General features: G+C 72.8%; 28 protein-coding genes. 27 read left to right on the forward strand and 1 reads right to left on the reverse strand.

The window, feature by feature from the left end; translation table 11 throughout:
* Nucleotides 1-41: 41 nt before the first annotated feature.
* The 21 genes from ACGF2V_RS21505 (at nucleotide 42) to ACGF2V_RS21605 (ending at nucleotide 14256) form a co-directional block, all read left to right on the forward strand.
* On the forward strand, nucleotides 42-185 hold the full coding sequence (locus tag ACGF2V_RS21505) for a hypothetical protein (protein ID WP_362708505.1): 144 nt from the start codon (nucleotides 42-44) through the stop codon (nucleotides 183-185).
* Nucleotides 186-351: 166 nt separating this feature from the next.
* Nucleotides 352-747, forward strand: coding sequence for a hypothetical protein (locus tag ACGF2V_RS21510; RefSeq protein ID WP_362708508.1), 396 nt, complete (start codon nucleotides 352-354; stop codon nucleotides 745-747).
* Between the two features lie 176 nt (nucleotides 748-923).
* A complete protein-coding gene (locus tag ACGF2V_RS21515) occupies nucleotides 924-1346 on the forward strand; it encodes a hypothetical protein (protein ID WP_362708511.1) in 423 nt (140 codons plus the stop codon).
* Nucleotides 1347-1675: 329 nt separating this feature from the next.
* A complete protein-coding gene (locus ACGF2V_RS21520) occupies nucleotides 1676-2158 on the forward strand; it encodes a hypothetical protein (protein WP_362708514.1) in 483 nt (160 codons plus the stop codon).
* 352 nt (nucleotides 2159-2510) lie between these two features.
* Nucleotides 2511-2900 carry a hypothetical protein gene (locus ACGF2V_RS21525; protein ID WP_362708517.1) on the forward strand — a complete coding sequence of 130 codons (390 nt, stop codon included), beginning with the start codon at nucleotides 2511-2513 and terminating at the stop codon, nucleotides 2898-2900.
* Nucleotides 2901-3048: 148 nt separating this feature from the next.
* On the forward strand, nucleotides 3049-3372 hold the full coding sequence (locus ACGF2V_RS21530; RefSeq protein ID WP_362708520.1) for a hypothetical protein: 324 nt from the start codon (nucleotides 3049-3051) through the stop codon (nucleotides 3370-3372).
* Between the two features lie 183 nt (nucleotides 3373-3555).
* The gene (locus ACGF2V_RS21535; RefSeq protein ID WP_362708522.1) at nucleotides 3556-4059 is read left to right on the forward strand and encodes a hypothetical protein; all 504 of its coding nucleotides are present in this window, start codon (nucleotides 3556-3558) and stop codon (nucleotides 4057-4059) included.
* A gap of 78 nt (nucleotides 4060-4137) precedes the next feature.
* On the forward strand, nucleotides 4138-4488 hold the full coding sequence (locus ACGF2V_RS21540) for a hypothetical protein (protein ID WP_362708525.1): 351 nt from the start codon (nucleotides 4138-4140) through the stop codon (nucleotides 4486-4488).
* A gap of 521 nt (nucleotides 4489-5009) precedes the next feature.
* Entirely contained in the window at nucleotides 5010-5702 is a 693-nt protein-coding gene (locus ACGF2V_RS21545) for a hypothetical protein (protein WP_362708527.1), read from the forward strand.
* Between the two features lie 298 nt (nucleotides 5703-6000).
* Nucleotides 6001-6462: a hypothetical protein gene (locus ACGF2V_RS21550; protein ID WP_362708530.1), complete on the forward strand. Its 462-nt coding sequence runs from the start codon at nucleotides 6001-6003 to the stop codon at nucleotides 6460-6462.
* 609 nt (nucleotides 6463-7071) lie between these two features.
* A complete protein-coding gene (locus ACGF2V_RS21555) occupies nucleotides 7072-7365 on the forward strand; it encodes a hypothetical protein (RefSeq protein ID WP_362708532.1) in 294 nt (97 codons plus the stop codon).
* Nucleotides 7366-7413: 48 nt separating this feature from the next.
* A complete protein-coding gene (locus ACGF2V_RS21560; RefSeq protein WP_362708535.1) occupies nucleotides 7414-8037 on the forward strand; it encodes a hypothetical protein in 624 nt (207 codons plus the stop codon).
* 231 nt (nucleotides 8038-8268) lie between these two features.
* Entirely contained in the window at nucleotides 8269-8532 is a 264-nt protein-coding gene (locus ACGF2V_RS21565) for a hypothetical protein (protein WP_362708537.1), read from the forward strand.
* A gap of 54 nt (nucleotides 8533-8586) precedes the next feature.
* Nucleotides 8587-8961, forward strand: coding sequence for a hypothetical protein (locus tag ACGF2V_RS21570; protein WP_362708539.1), 375 nt, complete (start codon nucleotides 8587-8589; stop codon nucleotides 8959-8961).
* Between the two features lie 170 nt (nucleotides 8962-9131).
* A complete protein-coding gene (locus ACGF2V_RS21575) occupies nucleotides 9132-9590 on the forward strand; it encodes a hypothetical protein (protein WP_362708541.1) in 459 nt (152 codons plus the stop codon).
* A 188-nt stretch (nucleotides 9591-9778) separates the two neighbouring features.
* Nucleotides 9779-10402, forward strand: coding sequence for a GNAT family N-acetyltransferase (locus tag ACGF2V_RS21580; protein WP_362708544.1), 624 nt, complete (start codon nucleotides 9779-9781; stop codon nucleotides 10400-10402).
* 173 nt (nucleotides 10403-10575) lie between these two features.
* Nucleotides 10576-10941, forward strand: coding sequence for a hypothetical protein (locus ACGF2V_RS21585; RefSeq protein WP_362708547.1), 366 nt, complete (start codon nucleotides 10576-10578; stop codon nucleotides 10939-10941).
* A 441-nt stretch (nucleotides 10942-11382) separates the two neighbouring features.
* Nucleotides 11383-11709: a hypothetical protein gene (locus ACGF2V_RS21590; RefSeq protein WP_362708549.1), complete on the forward strand. Its 327-nt coding sequence runs from the start codon at nucleotides 11383-11385 to the stop codon at nucleotides 11707-11709.
* A 290-nt stretch (nucleotides 11710-11999) separates the two neighbouring features.
* The gene (locus ACGF2V_RS21595) at nucleotides 12000-12860 is read left to right on the forward strand and encodes a hypothetical protein (RefSeq protein ID WP_362708552.1); all 861 of its coding nucleotides are present in this window, start codon (nucleotides 12000-12002) and stop codon (nucleotides 12858-12860) included.
* Nucleotides 12861-13113: 253 nt separating this feature from the next.
* Nucleotides 13114-13620, forward strand: coding sequence for a hypothetical protein (locus ACGF2V_RS21600; protein ID WP_362708555.1), 507 nt, complete (start codon nucleotides 13114-13116; stop codon nucleotides 13618-13620).
* Between the two features lie 201 nt (nucleotides 13621-13821).
* Nucleotides 13822-14256, forward strand: coding sequence for a hypothetical protein (locus ACGF2V_RS21605; RefSeq protein ID WP_362708558.1), 435 nt, complete (start codon nucleotides 13822-13824; stop codon nucleotides 14254-14256).
* 70 nt (nucleotides 14257-14326) lie between these two features.
* Here ACGF2V_RS21605 and ACGF2V_RS21610 read toward each other — a convergent pair whose 3' ends face one another.
* A complete protein-coding gene (locus tag ACGF2V_RS21610) occupies nucleotides 14327-15061 on the reverse strand; it encodes a hypothetical protein (protein ID WP_362708561.1) in 735 nt (244 codons plus the stop codon).
* Nucleotides 15062-15563: 502 nt separating this feature from the next.
* Here ACGF2V_RS21610 and mobF point away from each other — a divergent pair.
* The 6 genes from mobF (at nucleotide 15564) to ACGF2V_RS21640 (ending at nucleotide 23542) form a co-directional block, all read left to right on the forward strand.
* Nucleotides 15564-20255, forward strand: coding sequence for a MobF family relaxase (gene mobF, locus ACGF2V_RS21615; protein WP_362708564.1), 4692 nt, complete (start codon nucleotides 15564-15566; stop codon nucleotides 20253-20255).
* A gap of 110 nt (nucleotides 20256-20365) precedes the next feature.
* Nucleotides 20366-20530, forward strand: coding sequence for a hypothetical protein (locus tag ACGF2V_RS21620; RefSeq protein ID WP_362708567.1), 165 nt, complete (start codon nucleotides 20366-20368; stop codon nucleotides 20528-20530).
* Nucleotides 20500-21450, forward strand: coding sequence for a DUF1173 family protein (locus ACGF2V_RS21625; RefSeq protein ID WP_362708686.1), 951 nt, complete (start codon nucleotides 20500-20502; stop codon nucleotides 21448-21450). Before ACGF2V_RS21620 ends, ACGF2V_RS21625 begins: the two co-directional genes overlap by 31 nt.
* Complete coding sequence (locus ACGF2V_RS21630) at nucleotides 21447-21629, forward strand: hypothetical protein (protein ID WP_362708569.1); 183 nt, start codon at nucleotides 21447-21449, stop codon at nucleotides 21627-21629. Before ACGF2V_RS21625 ends, ACGF2V_RS21630 begins: the two co-directional genes overlap by 4 nt.
* Nucleotides 21630-22003: 374 nt before the next feature.
* Nucleotides 22004-22453, forward strand: coding sequence for a hypothetical protein (locus tag ACGF2V_RS21635; protein WP_362708572.1), 450 nt, complete (start codon nucleotides 22004-22006; stop codon nucleotides 22451-22453).
* Nucleotides 22454-22966: 513 nt separating this feature from the next.
* Complete coding sequence (locus tag ACGF2V_RS21640) at nucleotides 22967-23542, forward strand: hypothetical protein (RefSeq protein ID WP_362708574.1); 576 nt, start codon at nucleotides 22967-22969, stop codon at nucleotides 23540-23542.
* Nucleotides 23543-23941: the final 399 nt, after the last annotated feature.

A 23941-nucleotide genomic window follows, 5' to 3' on the forward strand; every position in this document is an offset into this window, starting at 1 on the left:
GGCTCAAGACGTACGTAATGCGAGGGGAGTGGCGACACCGGGTGCAGCAGGCCGCGATCTGGCGAGGGGGCATGGCCGCCGCGACGGCATGGCGCTGCGGCGCGTACGGCCGCGCCGTCCCGTTCCCGAAACCCGACCGCTCGATGCTGCCCCGCCAGGAACGCATCGGCCGCCCCCGGCGCTGAGAGCCGCCACACGCCCGTCCTCATGTGCTTGCCTTCCTTGCCCCGCTCTCGGGCATGTTCAGGTCAGCGGTCGGGGGGAGCGGTGACCACCCCACCCGCCCCTTCGGACCGCCCCACCCCGGCAACCCGCCACGTCAACACGCACTCTGCCCCCCTGGAGGACTTCATGAAGGTGACACCCAGCGGCTACGTCCTCGAATTCCCTCACATCCTGGACGGGCTGCGAGCCACCGCAGGCCAGTGCAAGAACCCGGCGCACCTCGCCTTCGTGACCGCCGCGATCACCGCGTTCGAGGAGGAAGGCCCCGACGCCGCTCCCCTCCTGAACGGCTGCCCGCAGGCCGCCGCCCGGCTGATCTTCGACGAAGTCACCGAGGCGTACATCACCACCGAGCAGGCCACCCGCATCCAGGCCCGCAACAGCACCCTGGTCCGCGACTTCCAGCTCCCCTACACCAGCCACCGCCGCGCCCAGGCCCGCCGGGCCGAGCACGAGCGCCGTGGCCGCACCGCCACCGGCCTGGACCGGCTGCGCCACCTGCTGACCATCCCAGCCCACTGACCACCACGTTCACATACCGGCCCCGAGCCCCGCCCCTGCCCCGGAGGCGGGGCTCGGGGCCGGGGCCGATTCCCGCCCGGCCGGCGCCTTGCGGTCCTTGCCGAGCCGTCAGCCAGCTTCAGGGCAGCGCGGCGCGCACGCTCCGCCCACCGAATCCGAACAGGAGACACCCACCCATGCCTGACGAGACCAAGACCTACGAACGCACCGAGGACGGCATCACCATCCGTGTGACGGCTCAGGAGGCCCTGGCCGAGGGCCGCGCGGCGATGACGGACCGGGTAACCGACCGGGCACATGTCCGCACCATCTCCCGCGAATCCGGCCGCTACGACATCACCTACACCGACGGCCGCCACGTCATCCTGGCACCCGTCGACGAAGACCAGCGCAACTGCCCGAGCGGCTTCCGCATCGGCTTCGACGGCGACGCGCACGGATACGACAGCGTCACCCTTTTCGACGGAACCGAGGAACTGGCGATGTGGACCCAGCCGGAGTGGATCGAGGACCCTGGCATCGTCTTCGCCATCCTCAACGCCGCCACGCTCGGCTTCACCCGCGGTCCGGATGCCGTGCGGGCCCGACTCCTGCGCTAGCCCGCCCGCGCCCACACGGCAGCGTGCGCGCCACCCGGCTCCCAGCTCTGTCCTCGCCCGGCACCTCACCAGGCCGAGCACGAGCGCTACCCCCGCGACGCGCTGCATCCGCCTGCTGACCACCCCGAACTCCCGCCCCCGCATCCCCGACCCCCGTGCCCTGCCCGGGCCAGCCGGGGATGCGGGGGCTGCGTCATGCCCACCGCCCGGTGGGGTGGCGCCACCCGCCTTGCCGTGCAGAGAGGTTGCTCGGCTTGCGTGGCCGGCCCGCACCGTCAGCCTCGCCCGGCCCAACCCTGTGGGCCCGTGACTCTTCCGGAGCGCTGACGATGACCACCTCCCCTTCCGCACTGCTGGTGACCCCACTGCCGTTCATGCCGACCAAGTCGACGCCCACCACCGGCAGTTCACCTCTGGACCTGCCCCGCCCCGAGCAACACGCCTGGATCACCCAACAGGTTGGCGGCTGGGCCGACGCGGCCACCTATCACCTGCAAGCGGTCATCCACGTGCACGGCAACGGCGTCGCACTCGGCCTGCAGCCCAATCCCGTTCTGTGGACTCTGGCCAGCGCCTGGCGCGACCGCATGCTGCCCTACACACTGCACGGCCCGGCTGTCATCACCGGCCCGGAGGACAGCAACGGCCGGTACACGCCGTTGACCCCGCAGATGGCAGCACAGACGCAGCAGGCACTTCAGACGGCCACCGACTGGTGGCTGGAGCACGACTTCGACATCGCTCTGTGGCCCACCAACCCCTCCTCCCGTCTGTTCGCCGAGGCAGTCACCCGCACCCGCGCCGTCCTGTAACGCTCTCGACCCGGCAGCCCCCGGCACATCACGCGTGCGCCGGGCACGCCCGTCCCCTGCGTTCCCCAGTCCGGCGGCAGGGGGCGCAGTACCAAACCGAGCGAGGCCGCTGCCCCGCACCCCTGACGCCCCGCACGCCCATGCCGCGCCGTCCCGCCACCGCACTGCTTGCGGGGCTTGGCCCCGCCCCAGGCAGTATCGGTCTGGCACCGGGCCGCCCCCACCCCCCGGGGCGGCCCGGCACCCCCTCTCACAGCGCGCCCCGGCCACCGGCCCAGTGCGCCGCCCCACCACCGAACTGGGCCGCCCGGCACGTCTCCGGGAAGCTTCCCTCATCGACCAGGAGCCCCACGTGAAGATCCGTCTTGGCATCCCCGAGGTCACGTTCACCGTGCCCGGCACGATCAGCCGCCCTCAACTGCTCGCCACCGACCGAGACAGCACGCACCTCATGCGAGCCGAGGAGTTCGAGGCCGAACTCCGCCCGTACCAGGTCCAGGACGCGCCCCGCGTACTCCAGTGGGAAGTCGCCACACTCACCGTCCGGGGACGCCGGGTCGACGGCCGCCGCCGCACCCTCGACGTGTGGACGAGCCGCCTCTTCTACCACCCCGTCGAGTTCCGCGACGGCGTGCCCGACTGGGTCCAGGCCCTGGCCGAGCAGGTCCTCCCCGACCAGCCGCCGCCCCGCCTTGCGCGTCGCGTCTTCTCCCTCCCCGACCCGCCCAAGCCCACCCCCTGACCACTGGCCGCAACCCCGCCGGTCTCCTGCGGCCGGCGGGGTTGCGGGCCTTGGCCGCCCGCTCGAGAACCTCCGCCTGCCGCACCGGCGCGCCACCGGCACCCGGGCCGGAGCGCCGCGACCACCACGTGAACAAGGGAGACGCATCATGTCCGACGTGCTCGACACCTTCTGGGCAGCGATCGCCGAACAGCTCCAGGAGCTGCGCACCGCCAAGAACGCGGACGACGTCCTGCGCACCCTGGCCACCGGCCACGGCCCCAACCGCGGGTTCTTCGCGGGCTCCGGCGGAGACGAGACCGTCAGCGACGCCCTGGACACCGCGGGCTGGGAACTGGTCTGGGCGGAGTCCTCCATCTACTACACGATGCGCGCCCCCGACGGATCGATGATCACCTACATCGAGGGCGACATCCTCCGCGGTGACCGCCACGGCAACAACCCCGACCAGACCGGCCGCCCCGCCAACTGACCTCCCGCGCACCGAGCTTGCGCGCACCAGGCCCACCCCTGCCGACGGGGTGGGCTTTCCGCACTGCCCCGCCCCTGCCCGCCGCGTTGCGCCGCGCTGCGTCTTGCTCGGCTAGCTGGGTGGCATCACACCGTACTCCCCGTCAACCAGCCGCCCCACCGAGCGAAGCCGAGGGAGCCGAACATGACCAAGCCGCCTGAGAACTCGTGGACGGAACTGCCCCAGGAGCGGCGTGACGCCATCGACGCCCGTGACCTGACCCACTGGACCCTGCGGCAGCTGCGAGCCGAAATCAGCCGCCGGGAACCCTACGTCCAACGGGAGCCCGTCGCGTACTGGCTGCATCGACTCGCCGCACGAGCGGCCGAGATCCGTACTGAAAACGAGCTGCGTAACCTGCCTCGGCACCCCGGACTGCGCGTCGTGCCGAACCGAGCCCGTTCGCCATGGACGTACGTGATCACGCTGCGCGAGAACGGACAGAGCCTGATCGGGCTGGACTACCCAGAGCCCAACATGGCCCACGAGGCCGCGGACCGGCTGGTGGCCGCCTGCGACTGGACGGTCCCGCCCGCTGAACACACACCGGAGCACCGGGCCGCCGCCGCAGCCGAGCACGCCCGGTTGGAGAACCGACTGGGATTCTCATCCTGGCCGGAGCCTCCCACCAGCCCCGAGGGCATCTGAGGAGCACACCCCGCCGGGGCCGGCCACGGCCCGCGCCTTGTTGCACGCCTTGTCCCAAACCCAAGGAAGGCACTGCCCATGACCACCGTTCAGCACCACCCGGACCGCCTGCTCCCCAGCAGCGCAGACGAACTCATCCGCAGGCAGACGGGCCTCGACCTGCCCGCGCTCTTGGACAGCACGCATCCTCTGGCCCGGCCACTGCGCCAGATCCGCATGGAACTGGTGCTCGTCGAGCGAGACCTGAGGGAAATCAGCGACACGGCGGCCCGGAGCATCGCGGTACGCCGTGACCTCCTCGACGCGGGGCATCTGAGTATCAACCCTGTCTGGGCACCCCCGGCAAGCGCCCTCGACCAGTGCCTCGGACAACGCGTCGGGATCATCAGCTCTCTGAACACCCTCCTCGACTGCTGGCAGGAGGACTAGCCGCGGTCGGCTCACCTGCCCCGAAGGAGCGCTGCCCCGCCCCCGCCCCTGCCCCGAGCCCTCGATGCTCGGCCCGCTCACCCCCGCCCGTAGCGGCCGACTGACCGACTACGCCGCCCACTGCACCGAACGCGGCCAGCTCGCTTCATCCCGGACAAGACCCTGGCCCGTGCACTGCGCAGCGAGCACATCGCCCGCCATCACAGCTGACCCGCCCCGCCCCGGCTTCCGGCCCCGTCCTGCGCCCCCGCAGGCGGGGCCGCCTGCCGTCCGCCGGGCGCCGCCCCTTCCTCTCGAGGCCCTCGTACGCCTGAACCTGCTGCACCCCGCTCGGGTTGCCGCTCTAGCCGGCCGGACGGCGACCGTGCCGCCACCGGTCGCCGCACCCCGCGCACCTCTAGGGCATCCCCGAGCGCGGCCGCCGACATCCCCCTCTTCTCTTCCCGAGCCCGAGAGGCAGCCCGGCATGTTCCTGCACCTGACCACCCTCCTCAACCTCGACCAGGACCCGATAGCCACCGTTGACGCCCAGTTCGTCGGCGGCGCCTTCTCCGAGACCTCTATGGTCGTCGCCACCGACACCGACCGCACCGGCGGCATGGTCGCCCTCCACTCGTACGGGCCGTTCGCCACCCGCAACGACGCCCGCGCCTGGGCCGCAGCCCACCTCACCCCCTACAGCAGCTGGACCGTCGCCCCCCCTCGCCACCCCCTACACCAACGCCGAGGGCAACGCCGGACGCCGCACCCCGATCACCCACTCCACGACCGCGCGCCCCGCCCGCGCCGACACGATCACCAAGCTCCTCAAGACCTACAACCTCCCCCGCCTGCGCCTGCACCGCGGCACCCGCACTGATACAAGCCGCCGCGGATTCACCGCCCGAGAACTCAACCACCCTGAACTCGGCCACGTCGTCGAACTCACCGTCTACGGCCCCGACGCCTACCAGCGCGAGAGCGACCACCGCCTCATGCGCACCGTGCTGCGCCACGAGCACGTCCGCTACGAGGTCACCGACCACCACACCCACCTCCTCGTACGCCGTCCCTCCGACGCCGAGCTTCACGCCGCAGCCGACCGGGCCGCCGCCCGCGTCGCCCCACACCTGGCCGCCCTCAGGAAGGCGTTCCTGCCCTCGGACATGATCGAGCCCATCGCGGACGCCCTGGCCCACCTCGCCCCGGACACCTACGCCCCCCGGAGCATCTGAACCGGGCCGCCCCCGCCCTCGACGCCACGCACCCCTGGGCAGGACCGCTGTACCTGCCCAGGGGTGCGCCCCGGCGCGGCCCCCCGCCCGGCGCGGCCCCGGCCCCGGCGCGGCCCGCGGCCTCCGGCCCGCTGTCCGGGCCTCGCCGGCGGGGTTGCGGTGCTTGGCGTGCGCCCGGTCATCGTCACCCCCGGCCAGCCCCGAACGGGAGCAGCAACCAACCCGGTCCTGCTCTCCCCGAGGCCGCGCCCCCCGGGGCGTACACGCCCCCAACCGAGCCTTGACGATGGGACATTCCGTGACTTCCGCTGCTCTGCGACCGCACACCCTCTCCCCGCGCACCCTGACCCGCCTGACGCCCGCCGACTGCACGGCCACCCAGTGGGCGACGGCGAAGGCGAAGGCCGACGCCGGGAACCGCGTCCTGGCCTTCATCGAGAACGGCCTGCACTCCGACGCCTTCACCGACGACCTGTACCGCACGTGTTCCCGACACCTGTTCGGCCACATCGCGCACTTCGACCGGCACGGTTTCGCCGACACCTGGTTCACCACCCCAGGCGACAAGGCCGACTTCATCCGGCACGCCATGAACGCCAGTGCCCTCGGCGATCCCGCCTGGACATGGTCCGACGTCGAGCAGCACCTTCAGCGCACCCTCGCTGACCACCCCCACCTTCAGGAGCCATCAGCCTGGACCGGCATTACCCGCCCGCACGGCTGCCTGTCATGCCGCTGCGCCCCCCAGACACGCAACTGACCCCACGTATCCGGCACCCGGCCCCGGGATCGCGCTCACGGTCCCGGGGCCGTGCCATGTCCGCCCCCACCCTCGCACCCGACTGCCCTTCCTGCCGCCGCCTCAGGCCGACCGAGGGGCGGTTGCGGACGTTGGGCACCGCCAGCCCAAGGTCAGCCGCACCGGCCGGGGGCGCGGTGACCACCAACCCGCCCCCGGCCGCCGGACCGCCCCCTCCCCTCCCCCGGGGCGGTCCGGCACCCGCCATCGGCACGCGACCGCCCTCCTGGCCGACCTGGCCCCCTGACCACCCGCCGCCGCTGACTCCGCATCCGCGTACCGGCCCTGTTCTGCACCCGCAGGCGGGGCCGTCCGCGTCCGCGCTCCGCCCTGGCCGCCCTCAAGAACGCGTCCCTGCCCTTGGACATGATCGGCCCCATCGCGGACGCCCTCGCCCTCCTCGCCCCGCACACCTACAGCCCCGCGCACTGACCGCGCGCCCCGGCCACCCTTGCGGTCGTTGGCGCCACCCCGGCCACGGTACGAAGCACCGGCCCGGGAGAGCGGCGACCACCCCCGCCCCTCGGGCCGCCACACCCGCCCGCCAAGTGGCACCAGTTCAGGAGGCCCGTGATCCGCAACCCGCTGCGCCGCCCCGTCAACGTCGGCGAGCTCCTGCGCGCCGCCGACGAACGACCCGCCCCCGGCCACGTCGTCCAGGTCGTCACCGCCTGGTCCGAGTCCTGCGCGTGCGGCGGCAACTTCCTCGGCCACGAGGAGGAACCCTGCCGCCCCGGCTGCACCGGCTACTACCCCGTGACCGGATGGAGCTACGTGGCGGGATCGGACGGCGGCGGCCCCCAGGCAGCCGGCCAGCCCGGCGACAGCTACGGCCCCACCATGGCAGGCCCCACCTACGCCTGACATCCCCCGGCGCCCCGGACCACCCCCAGAAGAGGGAGACCAGACCCCATGAGCCAGCTCACCTACCCCCGCACTGCCGCTACCATCGCAGCCCGCGCACGCATGACCCTGGCCGCCTACCGCGCGGTCCCGGGCCGCGAGGCCACCCACCATCTCGCAGCCTCTCTCCACGACATGTGGCAGTACGGCTACTTCGCCCTCCACAACGACGACACCTCCACCTCGCCGTGGACCAAGACCAGCCAGCAGCTCTTCGACGCCCTCCAACTGCTCAAGCCGACCGCCGCCCAGCCCGCCCACACGGCTCGCGCCGCCGCCGACGCGATCCACCGCTTCGAACAGGCCACCGGCATCACCCCCGGCACCGCACCAGAGCCCCTCTACACCCGCACCGAAGCCGAACAGGCCGCCCACGCCGCCTTCGAACGCCTCCGCACGTACCTCCCGCTCGACCACCGCCACGACCGTCAATTCGTCACCCAAGCCTTCCTCGCCTTCCTCGACAACCCCGACAGCCCCTACCCCTACAAGAGCCACGACCCCGACGACGAAGAGGACGACGGCAACGAGCAGCCGGAGCCGGAGCTGAGCCCCGCCGAGACCGGCGAACGCGAAAACTCGCTGCTCTACTGGCTCGGCCCGCGCACCGACACGACCCCCAGCAGCTCCTGAACAGCTTCCCGACCGCCCCGCCCACCTCCGCCGAGAACGACCTGTGACCCGCCCCCCACGGCCCCGTGCCCGGACCCCGTCCCGGCACGGGGCCGACCCTGCTTCCGGGGCGGACGACGACCTTGCAGCCGTAAGTCCCCGCCCGGTCACGATCGGGCCCACCGGCCCCCGGGGGGAGCAGCGCCCCCCTCGGCCACCAGCCCTCCCTCTCCCGCGAAGCGGAGCATCCCCGTGACCAGCACCGATGCCAGCGCCCTGTGGCAGAACCTTACCGACGTCCTCAACTCCCTCATCGCCGCCGGACAGTTCCCCGACTTCCACGACCTGTACGGATCCCGCAACGACTGGCAGCCCCAGCCCTACGCCTCCACCCCCCTCCACGCCGACGCCCCCTGGGTGGTCTTCGACCTGACCACACGGCAGTTCACCGTTTCCACCCGGGAGCGGACCCTCAGCGGCGAGCACCACCGGCGCCCCCCGCGCAAGCACCGCTGACTCCCCGGCCTCCAAACCCCACACCCACCTCCCTTTCCCGCCCAGGAGCCGACTGTGCGCACGCCCACACCGTCCCCCCACACCGACCCCGTCAACGAGTTCATCCAGGCACTGACCACCTGGAATCAGAAACACCCGCACGCCATCGCGCCCGACGACAGCGACACCGACTACGTGCCGATCACGGTCAACGCGACCACCACCGTCGACGTCCACCCCCGACTGCTGCGCCTGCTCGCCGACAAGATCACCGCTGCCCTCACGCCCCAGCGCGACCTTCCCGACCTCGACCCCGCCGACCTGGACCCCTACACCGGCAGCGACGGAATCATCTACCACGGCAACGGCGAACCCGACTTCGAGGCCACCGCCGAGGCCACCGCCCAGGACATCGACCCCCGCGAGGACTGCAACGGCCGCGCCCTGTAACCGCCCGCCCCCGGCCCCGCGCCCGGACACCCCCGTCCCGGCGCGGGGCCGCCGCCGTCCAGCCACAAGGGCGCGCCGGGCCCACCATGCCGCTCCTTGCCCGCGTAACCCCCCGCCGCCCCACCGTCCATCCCGTCAACCAGCAGCACGCCCCGATGGGAGTACCCGCCGTGACGACCTTCGTGACCCGCCCCCTGACCGTCACCGCCCACATCGACGCCGCCGACGCCGTCGGCAGCGCCCCGGCCCCGGCCGCGTACACCGCCACCGTCTACATCAACACCCACCACGACAACTTCAGCGGCTACGAGCCCCACCACCCGCTCGCCGCCGCCACCCGCCGCGACAACAGCGCCCTGCGCCTGGTCTTCCGCGCCAGCGACCGCATCCGCAACCACGAGGACGCCGCCGACGCCGCCTTCGAGGTCGGCAACCGCCAGCGCGCCGACGACAACGGGCAGACCTGGCCCGGCAATATCCGCTCCGTCTCCGTCGGCGACATCGTCAAGATCACCGGCCCCGACGCCCGCACCGTCCACTTGCGCGTCGACTCCTCCGGCTTCTCGCCCGTCCCCGAGCCCACCACCCTGGTCGCCCTCACCGATCCGCGCGTCACCCACCGCGACTGACCAGCCTGCCCCCCACGGCCCCGTGCCCGGGCACCCGTCCCGGCACGGGGCCGCCCGCACGCCACGCCGCCCCCTAAATCCCGCCGGGCTTGCCCGGCTAGCCTCCCGCCCCGCCAGGGTCCCCGCACCGCCAAGCTCCCGCCCCGGACGCGAGCCCGGCCCAACCACCCGGACCGAAAGACACCCGCATGACCACCCTCACGCACACCCCCAGCATCACGATCCGCCCCGTGCGGGCCGACGAGATCGACACGTACTTCGCCCTCACCCTGCTCGTCGACCTCCACCTCCCCGCCCACGAACTCCCCGCCCTCAAGAACACTCTCGCGGCGGCCCTGCAGGCCAAGAGCGGACCGTTCTCCCACGGCCTGAACCACTTCCTGCTCGCCGAAACCGCCGACGGCACCCCCGTCGGCGCCGCCCACGTCGGCCCGGCCCACTGGATGCTCAACCAGAAGATCCCCGCCCGCACACAGCGCACCCTCACCGACCGGGTCAGCAACATCGACACCATCGCCGTCCACCCCGACCACCGCCGCCAAGGAATCGCGACCGACATCCTCACCCGCGTCGAGACCGACTTCCGCCGCACCGGATACAGGGCCCTGACACTGCGCCACGAGCACAGCAAGAAGCACTTCTTCACGGCCCACGGCTACACCAGCCTCCCCCGCCTGGCTGTGGACCTCCCGCCCACCGGACTGTTCATCCAGCACGACCCGGGCTGGAAGCACGCCGTCAAGCTGCTCGACCACACCGTCACCTTCACCTCCCAGCGGGGCCTCACGACCGTTACCGGCCTTTTGAACTGAACCCCGGCCCGCGACGCCCCGGCCCCGCCCCTCGACTCCAGGGACGGGGCCGGACCGCGTCCGCCTACCACCACTCCTTGCCCACCTAACCCCCCGCGCCGCGCCCGCCCCGGCACCCCGCCGCAGGCGGCCCCCGCGCACCCCATCCAACCCCACACATGCCAGGGACCGACATGCCCAAGCACGCCCCCGCCGCCCCCGACAGCGCCGAGGCCGCCATGAACCATCCCGAGCAGGTCCGGCAGCTGCTCGCCCTGCCCGCCGACCAGCGCCCCGACTGGCTGAACGAATTCCTCGGCAACATGACCGTCCCGCCGATCCCCGACACCAGCACCAACCCCCTGCTGGACGTCGTCACCGCCAACACCGCCTACGGACAGAAGAACGCCACGCTCGTCTTCCCCCTTGCCAAGGTCCTCGCCGCCGCCGAGCACGCAGCCGCCGCCGACAAGCACAAGCTCGGCTACGCGGAAACCGAGGCCGCGCCCCGCCTGTGGTGGGTCAAGGACGAGGGCACCTATCTCATGAGCAACGGCTAGGACCCCACCAACACCCGCGACGACAACGGCCGCCTTCCCCACGTCGTCCACGCCGACGGCTGGGGGCCGGGCACCGACGCCCGCTCCATCCTCGGCGGTGACGACTTCCGCGAATCCATCGACCTGACCACCCCTGTCTTCGAGGACGGCACCACCCTGCTCGGCATGCTCCGCGAAGCCGCCGCCGACGGCGCCACCCGCTTCCTGCTGAAAGCCACCTTCGACGACACCTACATGGAGCTGACCTACATCACCGAGTAACCGAACAACCCCACGGCCCCGTGCCCGGACACCCGTCCCGGCACGGGGCCGCCCGCCTGCCATGCCGCACCTGTGAACCCCACGGCTTGCCCGGCTAACCCCCGCCATTCCATGGTCACGCCACCAGCCGCGCCCCCGCCCCTGGGGGCTGCGGTCCTCCAACCGGAAGGCGAACCGCCCATGTCGACCCCTGCGACCGTGACCGTCGAAGAGATCCCCTTCACCCCCACCCCCGTGCCGGAGGACATCAAGCCCGGCCGCCGCGTCCGCCTGGTCAACATCTCGCCCGCCTCCTGGAACGGGCTCACCGGCATCACCCAGACCAACCCCAACAGCCGCGTCACCCGCCTGGACGTCCTCCTCGACGAGAGCTCCACCGAGTTCCTGCGTCGCGACTACCGCGCCCACGGCTCCAGCAGGGTGAAGGTCCCCGCCCCCGACGTCACCCGCAAGCTCCTCACCCGCATCCCGAACGACTGCATGTTCTACGCCGAGAACGACAGCTGACCGCCCCCTCTCACGGCCCCGTGCCCGGACACCCGTCCCGGCACCGGGCCGCCCGCATACCCCCCCCGCCCGCTCCCCACGACCCCACCCCCGCAAGCCACCCACAAGCCCAGCCCTCCGAACTCTGACCCCCACACCGTGCCAGGGGACAGGGGGCCGATCCGCGTCGAAGCCGGGGGCCGCCTGCATCCCAGCCGCCGGTCTTGCTCCCCTAACCCCCAGCCGTCGACCGTGCTGCCCGCCGCACACCCATCCGGTGCCGCGATCCGATAGCACGAAGGAGCACCACCATGCCCGCACCCGTCCGCGAAGTCGCCACCACCGTTGCCGTCATCGCCGACCCCGACGACTTCACCGCCATGCGGCAGTTCGCGTCGTTCCCCCACACCGACCACACCCGCTACCTCGCCGACATCGACGACCTCCTGCACAGCCTCGCCGCCGACGGCGGCCACGTCACCGTCGCCCTCTTCGACCCCTGCGACTACAGCGACTTCTGCGACAACACCCGCATCAACCCCGACACGCACACCAGCCGCACGGCATACACCGCCGACCTCGCCGCCACCGGCCCCCGCATCACCTACACCGGACAGTCCCTCCCCGACCTCCTCGAAGCCCTCGCCGACGCCGCCGTACGACGCGCCACCCACGCCTACGCCACCGCGCTCCTCGCCGATCTCGGCCACTGCAGCCACTGCGGCCGGGACCTCGGCATCGCCGCCCTCGAACACGCCTCCACCACCGTGCTTACCCTCCTCGACCTGGCAGGCCCGGGCACACACCACCTCGTCTGCTCCGTCCCCGCCGACGAGCAACTCCTGGCCGCCCTCACCACCACCACCGGCGACGGCATCGAGGACACCTTCCTCTGCGACACCGAGAGCACCGAGTTCCTCACGGCCCTCGCCGTCGGAATGGCCTGGAGCGGCCACGGCGGTCTTGTCCTGCGCACCACCACCCCCGACGCCCGCGACCGCGTCCACGGCTGGCGCCTGTGCCACGGCCGCCTCCACCCCCTAACCGAGGCCGAGGTCTTCAACGCCTACTGCACCGACGCCCGGACCGGCGAACCCATCGCCCCCGAACCCGGCATCGACTACCGCGCAGGCTTCCCCCTCACCACCACCCACCCCCACACCCACGCCTGAACCGGCCCCCACCCGACTGCGGCCCCGCACCTATGGTGCCGGGGCCGCCCGCACATCCCATCCGGCCCCCACACGCCCCAGCCCCCACGCCCGGCCGGCACAGACCCCGGCCAGCACAGCATCCAGCGGGAGCCGAGCCTTGTCGCGCTAACCCCCCACCGCCCCACCGTCGGACCCGCCGCGCCCGCCCCGGCCTCCGCGCCACCGGCGGCCCCGCGCCCCCATCCACACCGACCGATGCCAGGGATCCGACATGACCAACCCCGCCACCCCCACCACCCGCGAGGACTTCGACGCCCTGCTGCGCGACGTCCTCGGCGAGGACTACCAGCCCCCCGCCCAGCAGGACTGCATCCTCACCTTCCCCCTCGACCAAGTCCGCTCCGCCGCCGAGCACGCCATCACCGCCACCGAGCACGCCCTCGGCCCCGGCGAGACGGACGCACGCCCCCGGCTGTGGTGGATCAAGGGCGACGGCACCTTCCTCATGAGCAACGGCATCGACCACACCCCCAACGCCCGTGATGACAAGGGCCACTGGCGCCACATCGCCTTCGCCGACAACTGGGGACCAGGCACCGACCCGTCGACCGTCCTCGGCGGCGACGACCTCCACGAAACCCTCGACCTGGCCCACCCCGTCGACGACGGCCCCACGCTCATCGAACTGCTGCGCAACGCCCCCGACCACGCCACCCGCTTCCTGCTCCACATCGCCCACGACGACGAGGGCATGGCCCTCACCATGACCACCGAGTAGACACCTACCGCTGCGGCCCCGCGCCCGGACACCTGTCCCGGCACGGGGCCGCTCCGCGTTTCCCGCCTGAGGCACCCGCCACCCCAACCCGCATCCCGCCCCCCGGCACCCGCGCACCACACCCGCCCCGCACGGCCCCCAGGCCGCCTAACGTCCAAGCGAACCCGCAGGCCCAGGCCACAACCAGAAGGGGGGAGCGCCGTGAGGCACGAGACCACCATCAACGAACTCGCCCAGTTCGCCGGTCTCTTCAGCGTCGTCGACCACATCACGGTCCCCGAGACCAACCCGGACACCGACATCACCGAGGAGGTCACCCTCCCCCCGCCGCTCATCCGCCGCACCCAGCGCCGCGACGACACCATCTGGTGGATCCTCACCCCGCCCGGCATCCACGAACGCATCATCGTCGCCGACCAGGCCACCGTCATCGTCTACCTCAAGGACGTCGACCCCGGCCGCTTCACCGGCCACGTCCCCCCGGCACAGGCCACCGCCCCCCAGGCCACCTCGCCGGCCGCCTGGCCACAGCAGGCCGCCGCGCCCGCCACCTACCCGCCCCAGCAGCAGGCACCCGCCCCCCAGACCGCCGCCCCGCAGCGCTCCGCCGCACCCTGGTCCAACCAGCAGAGCTGACCCCACCCCCGGGCCCCGGCCACCGCCCCGCGCGGCAGCCGGGGCCCTTCCATGCCCCCACACCCCACCGTCACCCCGACGACTCCGGCCACCCCGGCCGCCCCCCACCGTCCGCCGTCCCCGAAGGCCCGGCCGGCACACCGGGCGAAGGAACCCCCGGGGCAGAGGCCGGAGGAACGGATCGGGCCGGAGCGGCCGGGGGAGCCGGGGGAGCCGGGGGAGCCGTCACCGGGGAAGCAGCGCCCGGCGCCACGTCCCCGCCCCGCGCCGTGCCCGCCCGCCCCGGCGCACCCCCACCATCCCGCTGCTCCCCGCCCGACCCGCCCGCCGTCTCCTTTGGCACCGTCCTCTTCCCCGGGGCATCCGACTCCACCTTCTCCGGTGCCACCTCCGAGCCCCCTGCGGCAAGGCGCTCGCGCCCCAGCCGCCGCAGCTCCTTGACCTTCTCCGCCCCCACACCCAACCGGTGCCCGCACCCGGCCACCGTCTCCCCGGCCTCGCCCATCGCCAGCACGACCCGCGCCGCCGCCACCCTCGCCGCGTCGATCCGCACCTGGCCGCGCTCCCGCACCCGAGCCACCTCCTTCTCCACCTCGGCGGCGGCCGCCGCCTCGTCCTCCACCGCCAACTCGAAGTCGGCCACCAGCTCGTCGTACTCCGCCTCCTTGCGCCGCCGCTGGACCTCCGCCTCCGCCGCCGCCCGCCGCTGCTCGGCCATCCGCTCCGCGGCACGCTCCAGCGCCACCTTCCGGCGCGCCAGCGTCCCGCTGGTCTTCCCCTTGCCCTTGGTCCGGCTCGACACCACCGCAGCCACCTCCCGGCCGTCCGCGCCCACCCTCGTGGCAGGCTGCGCCCGGCCAGTCTCAGCCGCCCTCCAGCCCCCCAGCCCGGGTGAGCCGTCCGCGTCCCAGGCCGTAGCACGCCCGTCACCGCACCCGGTCCCGCTCACGGGACAGCGGCCATACCGGGCGGGGGAGAGGCCCCAGGTAGAAGCGGTTCCCTGGAGAGAGGGATAGTGCCGAGTTCGGGTGCTGGTGGAGATGGTGGGTGCCAGTGGTGGGGGATGCCGCGGGTGCCGGGTCTGTGATGAGGGTCGGTGGTGGTGGGGATCGTGTGGTCCCCAATCGGTGACAGGCCGGTTGCCGAGCACCTCTGGCACTTTTGACGCTGCACCGGTCCCCAGGGCCGGTTTCCCTCCCGACGGGACGCATTCGAAGGTCGTATCCAAGGCCCTGGGAGGTTCGGGGCTCAGCACCGGACAGCGCCCGCATCGGCCTGTACCGCGGTGTTCTTCTGGCGTCGTGGGGATGGCGGCGAAGGCGATCAGGGCGGGGCGGGAGCGCTACTACCGGCGCAACATCGCCCTCGGCGACGGTGCCCAGGGCACGCAGCTGACGGTGTCTTCCAGCGTGCCGGGGGTGCCGCCCGGTGTGTGGCACGGACAGGCCGCCACGGCTCTCGGGCTGTCCGGCATCGTGAGCGACGCCCAGATGCGCGCCTTGTTCGGGCTCGGCATGCACCCCGATGCCGAGGCGATCACGGCCCGGGAACTGAGCGAGGGAGCCTCGCTCAAGCGGGCCATGAAGGCGGCCAAGCTCGGGCCGGCCGTACCGCAACTCGCCGAATCCTCCCCGCTCGACAAGGAGATCGAACAGGTCCTTGAGCACGTCAGCGAGCAGCTGTGCCGCCCGCTGACGAAGGCCGAGACGAAGGACCTGCGGATGCGGACCGCAGCGCGCGCCTTCGAAGTCGAATACCACCGGGCGCCGTCGGCCGGCGCCGAACTCGGCCGGTACCTGACCGCACGGACAGGCCCCCAGCGCCACGCCGTCACCGGCTACGACCTGACCTTCTCCAACGAGGAGCTGTCCCTGCTGTTCGCCCTCGGCGGCCCCGAGGTGCGCAGGATCGTCCTCGAGGTCCTGGCCCATGCACGCTCGGAGACCCTGATGTGGCTCGAGCACCATGCGCTCGCAGTACGCACCGGCCCGGGCGGCGTGGCCCAGCAGCGGGCCCAGCCGGGCCTGCTGGCCACGGTCTATCTCCACTACGAATCCCGTGCAGGCGACCCCATGGTGCACGAACACGCGGTCATCTCCCCACGCGTGAAGGGACCGGACGGCCGCTGGCGCAACCTGGACTCCAGGCTCCTGCTGCGCGATGTCGTGGTCGCCAGCGAACTGTTCAACCAGCGCTCCCTCGAACTTCTCTGCTCCCGACTGGGCCTTGCCGCCGAGGAGGTCGAGGTCACGCCCGGCCAGCGGCCCGTGATGCGAATCTGCGGGATCGACCCCCGGCTGCGCGCGGCCTTCGCACAGCGGGGCAACGCCGTACGGACCACGGCCGACGCCCTCTTCGACGACTACCGGCGACGCCATGGACGCCAGCCGCACGGCCCAGCCCGCTACGCCCTGATCGAGCGAGCGCGCAACCAGAGCAGTCCCGCCAAGCGCACGGCACGCTCGCTGGACGAACTACTCGCCACCTGGCGGCGCCGCGCCGTCGCTGTCACCGACCGCGCCACCGTCGACGGACTGCTGGCCGCCGCGCAGGCCGCCGCCCTCCGCCAACCCGCCGCCGCGGCACTCGACATCGCCGCAGGGGCCGAGGAGGTCCTGGCGGCGGTCGTCGAGCGGCGTACAACGTTCCACCGCCGCCACGTACTGGCCGAGGCGCGCCGCTACCTGATGCGGACCCTGGCCGGGGCCACCGCCGCACCCCAGGCGGCCGAGCAGATCACCGACCGGGTCCTCGCTCACGCCGACTGCCTGGACATCACTCCACCCGAGATCAACCCGCCCCATCCCGACCTCCAACGCGCGGACGGCACCTCCGTCTACCGGCCGATCGGCTCGCAGACCTACACCACCCACACCCTGCTCGCCGCCGAGAGCCGGCTGCTGGCCGCCGCCCGGACCAGCGTGATCCCACCGGTGGGGCGGGGCACCTTCGCCCGCGTCGCCGCCCTGCACCGCGGCCCGATGGACGCCGGACAGCGCGCACTGGCCTCCTCCTTCGCCTGCTCCGAGCAGCTGCTGCTGGCAGGCCTGGGGCCTGCGGGCGCCGGAAAGACCACGGCGATGCGGCTGGTAGCCCGCGCCGTGGACGCGGCCGGCGGCCGGCTGATCCCCCTCGCACCGTCCTCCCGCGCGGCGAAAGTCCTCGGCAGCGACCTCGACCGCCGTGCCCACACCCTGCACTCCTGGCTGCACCAGCGCGGCCGGGCCGCCGACGGCAAGACCGTCGGCGAGGACTTCCAGCTACACCCCGGCGACGTCGTCCTGGTCGACGAGGCGGGCATGGCCGGTACCCTCCTGCTCGATCGGATCCTCGCCGATGCGGCGGCCGCCGGGGCGGTGGTGCGCCTGCTCGGCGACCCGCACCAGCTCGCCGCCGTCGAGGCCGGGGGAGCCCTGCGGCTCATCTCCCGGGCCGGCGGCGCGGTCGAACTCGACCAACTGCACCGCTTCCGCGTGCCCGGCGAGGCCGACGCCTCCCTCACCTTGCGCGACGGCGAGGACAACCGGGCGGTCTTCGACTGGTACCGGAACAAGGGCCGGATCGTCGCCGGAAACTACGACGCGATGTGCGACATGGTGTTCGCCGCCTGGGCCAAGGACCTCGGCAAGGGGCTCACCTCGCTGATGACGGCCGCCGACACCGCGACGGTGACCGCGCTCAACCTGCGGGCCCAGGCCTGGCACATCGAGGCCGGCACCGTCGACACCAGCCAGGCCGCCGCGCTGCGTGCCGGGCAGCGCGCGCACGTCGGCGACGTCATCGTCACCCGCCTCAACCGTCGCCGCATGACCGTGCGCGGCGGCCGCGACTTCGTGAAGAACGGCGACACCTGGACCGTTCAGCAGATCCTGCCCGGCGGGGACGTGGTGGTCCGCCACACCCAGCACCGCGGCCGCATCCGCCTGCCCGCCGACTACATGTCCGCCCAGTGCGAGCTCGGCTACGCCTCCACCATCCACCGCTCCCAGGGCATGACGGTCGACACCTCGCACGCGCTGGCCTCCGCCCGCTCCAACCGTGAAGGCGTCTACGTCCAGCTGACCCGCGGCGCGCGCACCAACCGCCTTTACGTCGCACTCGAGGACGGCGACCGCCTCGACGACGTCCTCGCCTCCATCGCCGCCAGGCGCCGCGCACAGCTGTCGGCGACCGAGTCGATCACCGCCCTGCAACGCGAGATCGCCGCGCCCGGGCAGCTGTCCACCGAGTTCGCCGACGTCGCCGAGCGCGCCACCACCGCCCGGCTGACCGGTCTCATCGAGCACGCCCTCGGCCCCGGCCGGGCCGCGATGTTCATGGCCGCCGACGCCTACCCGGCCCTGGTCCGCGTGCTCCACGACGCCGAACGAGCCGGGTTCGACCTGCCCCGCCTGCTCTCCAACACCGTGCCCAAGCGCGGCTTCGGCGACGCGGACGACCCGTCCGCGGTGCTGACCTGGCGGCTGCGCGAGCGCCTGCAGGACGCTGCCGAAGCCCAGCAGGACAACCGGCACCGTCCGCTGGCCGCCCTCACCCTGGCCCAGCTGCACACCCTCACGAAGCTCGCCGCCGCCCACCGGGCTACTGCTCGCGAGGCGCTCAAGGCGGCCGACGCCGCCTTCACTCACCTGCCCGCCTCCGTCACCACCCGCGCCGGCCACACCCATCCCGCCTGGGACCAGCGCCCCATGGGGGAGCTGACCCGCCGCGAGCTCGCCGCCCAACTGGCCATGGTGCGCACCCAGATCCGCCGCGCCCAGACGAACCAAACCCCGCTCTCCGACACGGCCCGGCACCTGATTGCCGACCTCACCCGCGAGTCCCAGCTGCGCCGCGCCCTGAACTGGCGCGACGTCGCACGCGAGGACTTCCAGCGCGAGCGGGCCACCAGCAACGCTGCCCCCGGCGCCACTTCACTGGCCGCGATGCGCCGCACTCTCCAGACACGGCGTACCTCCACAGCTGATCGCCAGCACTCCGCGCGCGCCGCGCTGGCCCGCGCCGACGCCGTCTCCGACAAGATCTACGCCGAGCTCCGCTTCCGCGAGCGCCTGCCCGACCACGCCCCGCACCGCCCCAACTACCGCGGCCAGATACCCGACTGGGTCGCCGACTCCCACGCCCTGGTCCACCCCGACACCCCCGAACACTGGGCCGGCCACCTCGCCGAGCGTCACCGCATCCTGGCGCGCGCCCTGGCCGACCGCGGCCACACCCTGGCCGCCTCCACGCCCGCCTGGGCCCGCCCGCTCGGGGACCCGCCCCCCACCAGCGCCCCCCGCCGCCGCCACGCATGGGCCACCACCGCCGCGCTGGTGGAACTGTGGCGCACCCGCCACGCCATCACCGCAGTCCCCGGACTGGGCCCGCGCCCCGCAGACCCGGACGACGCGGCAGCCTGGGACGACCTGGACGCCCGGGTCCGCGCCCTGACCGGACGCCGCCGCCCGGTGCATCTCCCGCCACCCGACGCTCCCGCCTCCGTCATGATCGAGGCGGCCCTCAGCCACCTCGACACGCCGCCGCCCACCGGGCCCCTGCCTGACCATCCGGCCCTGCGCGACCCCCTCGGCGTCGCACCCCTGTCCTACGGAGCGCTCGACGCGCGCCTCGCCCGGCGTGCCCTGGCCGCCGTGCTCGCCGGCGAACCTCTGCCCGAAGCCTGGATGGAGGAGATCACCGCCCCCGGCGAGGAGGACGAGGACGAACAGCGCACCTACACCAAGCTGCTGACCGCCATCGGCGACTACCGGCGCCGCCACCACCGCGCCGGCCCCGACGTGCTCGGCCCGCGCCCGGCGGGCCTCGACGGCGAGGAGTGGGACCACCTCACCGACGCGATCGACCTGTACACCCACGCCCGGGTCGAGCGCCGCCTCGAGGAGATGCGGGCCCGCACCGCCGCGACACGTGCCGCTCTTCTGCCGCCGCCCTCGCCGCTGCGTCAGCAGCCCCCGCCCGACACCAGCCGGCCTGGCCACCGGCCTCCGACCCGGTGAACACCACACCGCGTGCCCTCGACGCCGCCGGCAAGCCCCGCACCGATGCCCCCGCACCCGAAGCCCAGCCCCACGGTGCGGGCTCGCTTCCCGGCTGAAGACAGGTGGATATGGCACCCCGAACGGGCCCCGGACGTATCCGGCTGGCGGGCCGCACCGTGCAACTGACCTGGCTGCGTGAGCACTCCGCGGAGGCCGCCCCGCTGTTCGCCGCGCCCGGGCCGAGGTCGGTTACGCCTGGTGCCTGTGCCGCCGCCCTGCCCTGCGCCTGGTGATCCGCTGCACCCGTGCGGGCCGCTCCCACGTTGCGGGCTGGCCCGGTGAAGGCGAGCGACACGACCCCAGCTGCCCCTTCCACAGACTCGGACCCGGCCTGTCCGGCCGCGACCGCTACAGCACGCAGGCCATCCAGGAGGCCGACGACGGCGTGTTCATCCGCCTCGCCACCCCTCTCACCAGCCGCCTGGCCCAGCTCGAATCCCACGATGTCGCGCCGGAGGACACCGGCACCGAAACAGGCTCGCGGCGCTCCGTCGGCCTGCTGGGACTGCTGCACTGGCCGTGGGAACAGGCCCAGCTCAACGTCTCACACCCGCAGACAGGGCGTGTCACCTGGCGCACGTGCCACGCCCGGCTGCGCCAACAACTGCGTGAGACCACCATCAACGGCCGGGCCATGGACGAGGCGCTGTACGTCGTCCCGCCCTTCACCCCCGCTGCGGCCGAGGACAACGCCGCCGCCCTGGATGCCTTCCGCGCAACGCTGGGGCGCCACGGCAGGACCGAACGGCGCGCCCTGATCCTCGGACAGTTCAAAGAGGTGGCACCCACCCCGTACGGCGTCGCTTACCGCCTGGCCCACCAGCGCACCGCGCTCTACGCCCGCGCCGCCCTGCACGCGCGGGCCACCCGCTCCTACCGGCACGCCTTCGGCAGGACGGCCACCGCGCACAGCGGCACACGCATCGCCCTGTTCGTCGTCGAGCGCAGCCCCAAGGGGCACCTCATCGTCGTGGACCTCGCCGCGATGCTCACCACCGGCACCTACATTCCCGCGGACTCCTCCTACGAGCGGACTCCTCCTACGAGGTGGTCATGGCCGACGCCCTCGCCGGATGCCGCCGCGCCTTCATCAAGCCACTCCGCTACGACACCACCAGCACCGTCCTGCCCGACTTCGTCCTCACCGACGTGACACCCACGGCGTACGTCGAGGTCTACGGCATTCACGGCCGGGAAGCCTACGACCGCCGCAAGGCCGAGAAGCGGGAGTTCTACCAGCGCCAAGGAAGCCAGCTCATCGAGTGGGATGTCACCCAGCCGCTCCCCGCAATCACGCGCTCAGGCCGGGGCGGTTCCGGCCCCAGGGTCTGACGCTGTCCACAGCACCGGTGGCGTGGCGGGCCGGAGGCCGCGAGCGGGCCCTTACCGGGGTGACGCTGGTACTCAACCTTCTGCCCGCCGACCATCTGGACGGTCCACCCACCCGCTGGCCGTACGGGCCCTCACCGGCATCTACCGGAGGATCGGACGCTGTTGCTTGCCGGACCGGTCGCCCCGTGAACATCTCGCCCGGGCGAAACACCTGGCCATTCCTCCCGCGTACGCTGGCCGTCCGGGCGCGGCCCGTCGTATCCGCAGGGACGTGTGCGCCGCAGCCGCACGCCACGGCAGGTGAAGGAGATCGAGGATGACCGTCGACACCGCGTTGCCGGAACGCCGCCCCGCCGTCGATACGCGCACGGCTCGTGCGGATTGCCGCGCTGCCTCTTCTCTTCGGGGCTGCTCTCCTTCTTGCAGCGCTGATCCTCATCGTGATCCTGCCGCCTTCCTACCTGTCCGGGGCCATTGCCGGCGCCACGGGAGTGGCCGCCTTCGCCGCTGTCGGTCGGGGCATGCGCCTGATCCGGCGGACCTGCACGACGGTCGAGCGGCACCTGTCGGCGGTCCTGCTCTTCTTCCGCTACCCCGAAGTACCAGGGCAGTCGATCGGCGTCCTCCTGGAGGACCTGGAGCAGACTCTGAGCAGCCGCCTCTTCGGAGTTGTCGCCCTCATGCCCGAGGAGCGGACGAAGGTGCTCCTGGACTCTCTGCGCCGTGCCGCGCAGGACAGCCCAGTGCAGCTCGGCGCCGAGCTCCACGGGCAGATGTCCGCGCTGTCGAAGGACTGCAGGCGCTGGCTCGACACCCTGGCCTGAAACTCCGCCCGGCGCGGGCCGTCACGAACCTCCCATCCCACTATGCAGTGCGGCTCGCACCGTGATGCCGAACCGCCGTCGAAGGCAGTGCAGCTCCCATATCGACAGGGCGCGCACCGAGGCCGGGGCGCGAACAGGAACGGCGCCCGAACCGTCGCCGGTGCGTTGACTGGAGCAGAGTCGGCCACCTGGAAGACGAACAGCGACAGGGAAGAAACAAGCGCGCCCCGCTGCCTCGCCTGGCGTTCCTGAGCGAGCAGCCGTGACGGCTTCGGGTTCCTTGTTGCCGGGACACGGCCTCACAAGGCCCGCCTCACCATGCGCCCGGCACCCGCAGGCCGCATCTGATCACCGGCTGGAGGCGGCCGTCTGGTGGAACACCGGTGACGGTGGCCGACTCACCACCTGGAACCCGCACCCGCCCCACGCCGAAAAACCCGCTGCACAACACCCCGGCGGGTAACACATAGTGGAGCAACATCACCGAGCAGCCGAGTAACCAGAAGGACGGCCGTGACGACCGCCTACAGCGAATCCCCCACCGAGCGTATCCCCGGACGGTCCTGGACCGTCCGGATCACCGGCCACGGCAGCCGCGCCGCCTCGGTCACCTGCAGCACCGCGGCGTGCCGGATGCCGCCCCGCTCCGAGGACCTCGCCGCGCTGCGCACCTTCGCCGCCGCGCACGCCGCCGCACACGCGAAGGTCGCCACCATCAACCCCAACGCCTACTGCCACTGCGGCTCCCAGCGATGCGGCGCCCACCCCAATGCCAAGACGTCCTGCGCGGGCGCGGTGGTGATGATCCTGCGACACGACCCGATCGTGCGCCGGGTGTGGAGCCTGGAAGAGGTCTGCGAGACCTGCGCCCCGCTCATCCCGAACGCCACCGTCATCGCCCGCGCCGCGCGGCCGAACCGCACCACCAAACGGCCCGCCACTCCCGCAGCGCAGGTGCCGGCCCCCGCCCGGCAAGGCATCGCGGGCGGCTTCTCCTCGGCCCCCGCCGAAGGTGATCCGGCCCCCGCCCGGCGCCCGCACCGCGCACCGCAGCGGCCCCGCCGCCGGAGTCCCGGGCAGGGACGCTGACCAATCAGGAACCGCACCCCATGATCCAGATGCCGCCCGCCCCGACTACGCGAACACCTCTGTGCGCTTCGTCTGCACGTGGATCCGGCACCAAGACGGCCGCGACACGGAGTACAGCGCGCACCTGATGGAGCAGATGGCCGGGGCACTCGAGCAGTACGCTCGCGCTCGCAGCGCGCGGCCGATCGGGCAGCCGCAGCTCGACTCCCCGCCCCCACCAGCCTGCCGCGCCATGTCCAGCACGAGGCACGCCGTGCGATGTTCTCCGCTGAGCGCCGACCGTGGCGATGGGGAGGCCTCACCCTCGTACGGATCTGGCAGGACACCGAACCCGAGGACGGCGGCCAACTCCAGTGCGCGGAGCGGCCCTGACGGAACCAGAACACCGCCCTGTCCACA

The organism is Streptomyces sp. NPDC047982, assembly GCF_043204165.1.
Taxonomy (GTDB): Bacteria; Actinomycetota; Actinomycetes; order Streptomycetales; family Streptomycetaceae; genus Streptomyces.

Excerpts from the sequence above, each read along its gene's own strand:
- ACGF2V_RS21510 (WP_362708508.1), top strand. The coding sequence starts at position 352 with ATGAAGGTGACACCCAGCGGCTACGTCCTCGAATTCCCTCACATCCTG.
- ACGF2V_RS21585 (WP_362708547.1), top strand. The coding sequence starts at position 10,576 with ATGCCCAAGCACGCCCCCGCCGCCCCCGACAGCGCCGAGGCCGCCATG.
- mobF (WP_362708564.1), top strand. The coding sequence starts at position 15,564 with ATGGCGGCGAAGGCGATCAGGGCGGGGCGGGAGCGCTACTACCGGCGC.
- ACGF2V_RS21540 (WP_362708525.1), top strand. The coding sequence starts at position 4,138 with ATGACCACCGTTCAGCACCACCCGGACCGCCTGCTCCCCAGCAGCGCA.
- ACGF2V_RS21535 (WP_362708522.1), top strand. The coding sequence starts at position 3,556 with ATGACCAAGCCGCCTGAGAACTCGTGGACGGAACTGCCCCAGGAGCGG.
- ACGF2V_RS21600 (WP_362708555.1), top strand. The coding sequence starts at position 13,114 with ATGACCAACCCCGCCACCCCCACCACCCGCGAGGACTTCGACGCCCTG.
- ACGF2V_RS21590 (WP_362708549.1), top strand. The coding sequence starts at position 11,383 with ATGTCGACCCCTGCGACCGTGACCGTCGAAGAGATCCCCTTCACCCCC.
- ACGF2V_RS21560 (WP_362708535.1), top strand. The coding sequence starts at position 7,414 with ATGAGCCAGCTCACCTACCCCCGCACTGCCGCTACCATCGCAGCCCGC.
- ACGF2V_RS21620 (WP_362708567.1), top strand. The coding sequence starts at position 20,366 with ATGGCACCCCGAACGGGCCCCGGACGTATCCGGCTGGCGGGCCGCACC.
- ACGF2V_RS21580 (WP_362708544.1), top strand. The coding sequence starts at position 9,779 with ATGACCACCCTCACGCACACCCCCAGCATCACGATCCGCCCCGTGCGG.
- ACGF2V_RS21595 (WP_362708552.1), top strand. The coding sequence starts at position 12,000 with ATGCCCGCACCCGTCCGCGAAGTCGCCACCACCGTTGCCGTCATCGCC.
- ACGF2V_RS21520 (WP_362708514.1), top strand. The coding sequence starts at position 1,676 with ATGACCACCTCCCCTTCCGCACTGCTGGTGACCCCACTGCCGTTCATG.
- ACGF2V_RS21530 (WP_362708520.1), top strand. The coding sequence starts at position 3,049 with ATGTCCGACGTGCTCGACACCTTCTGGGCAGCGATCGCCGAACAGCTC.
- ACGF2V_RS21515 (WP_362708511.1), top strand. The coding sequence starts at position 924 with ATGCCTGACGAGACCAAGACCTACGAACGCACCGAGGACGGCATCACC.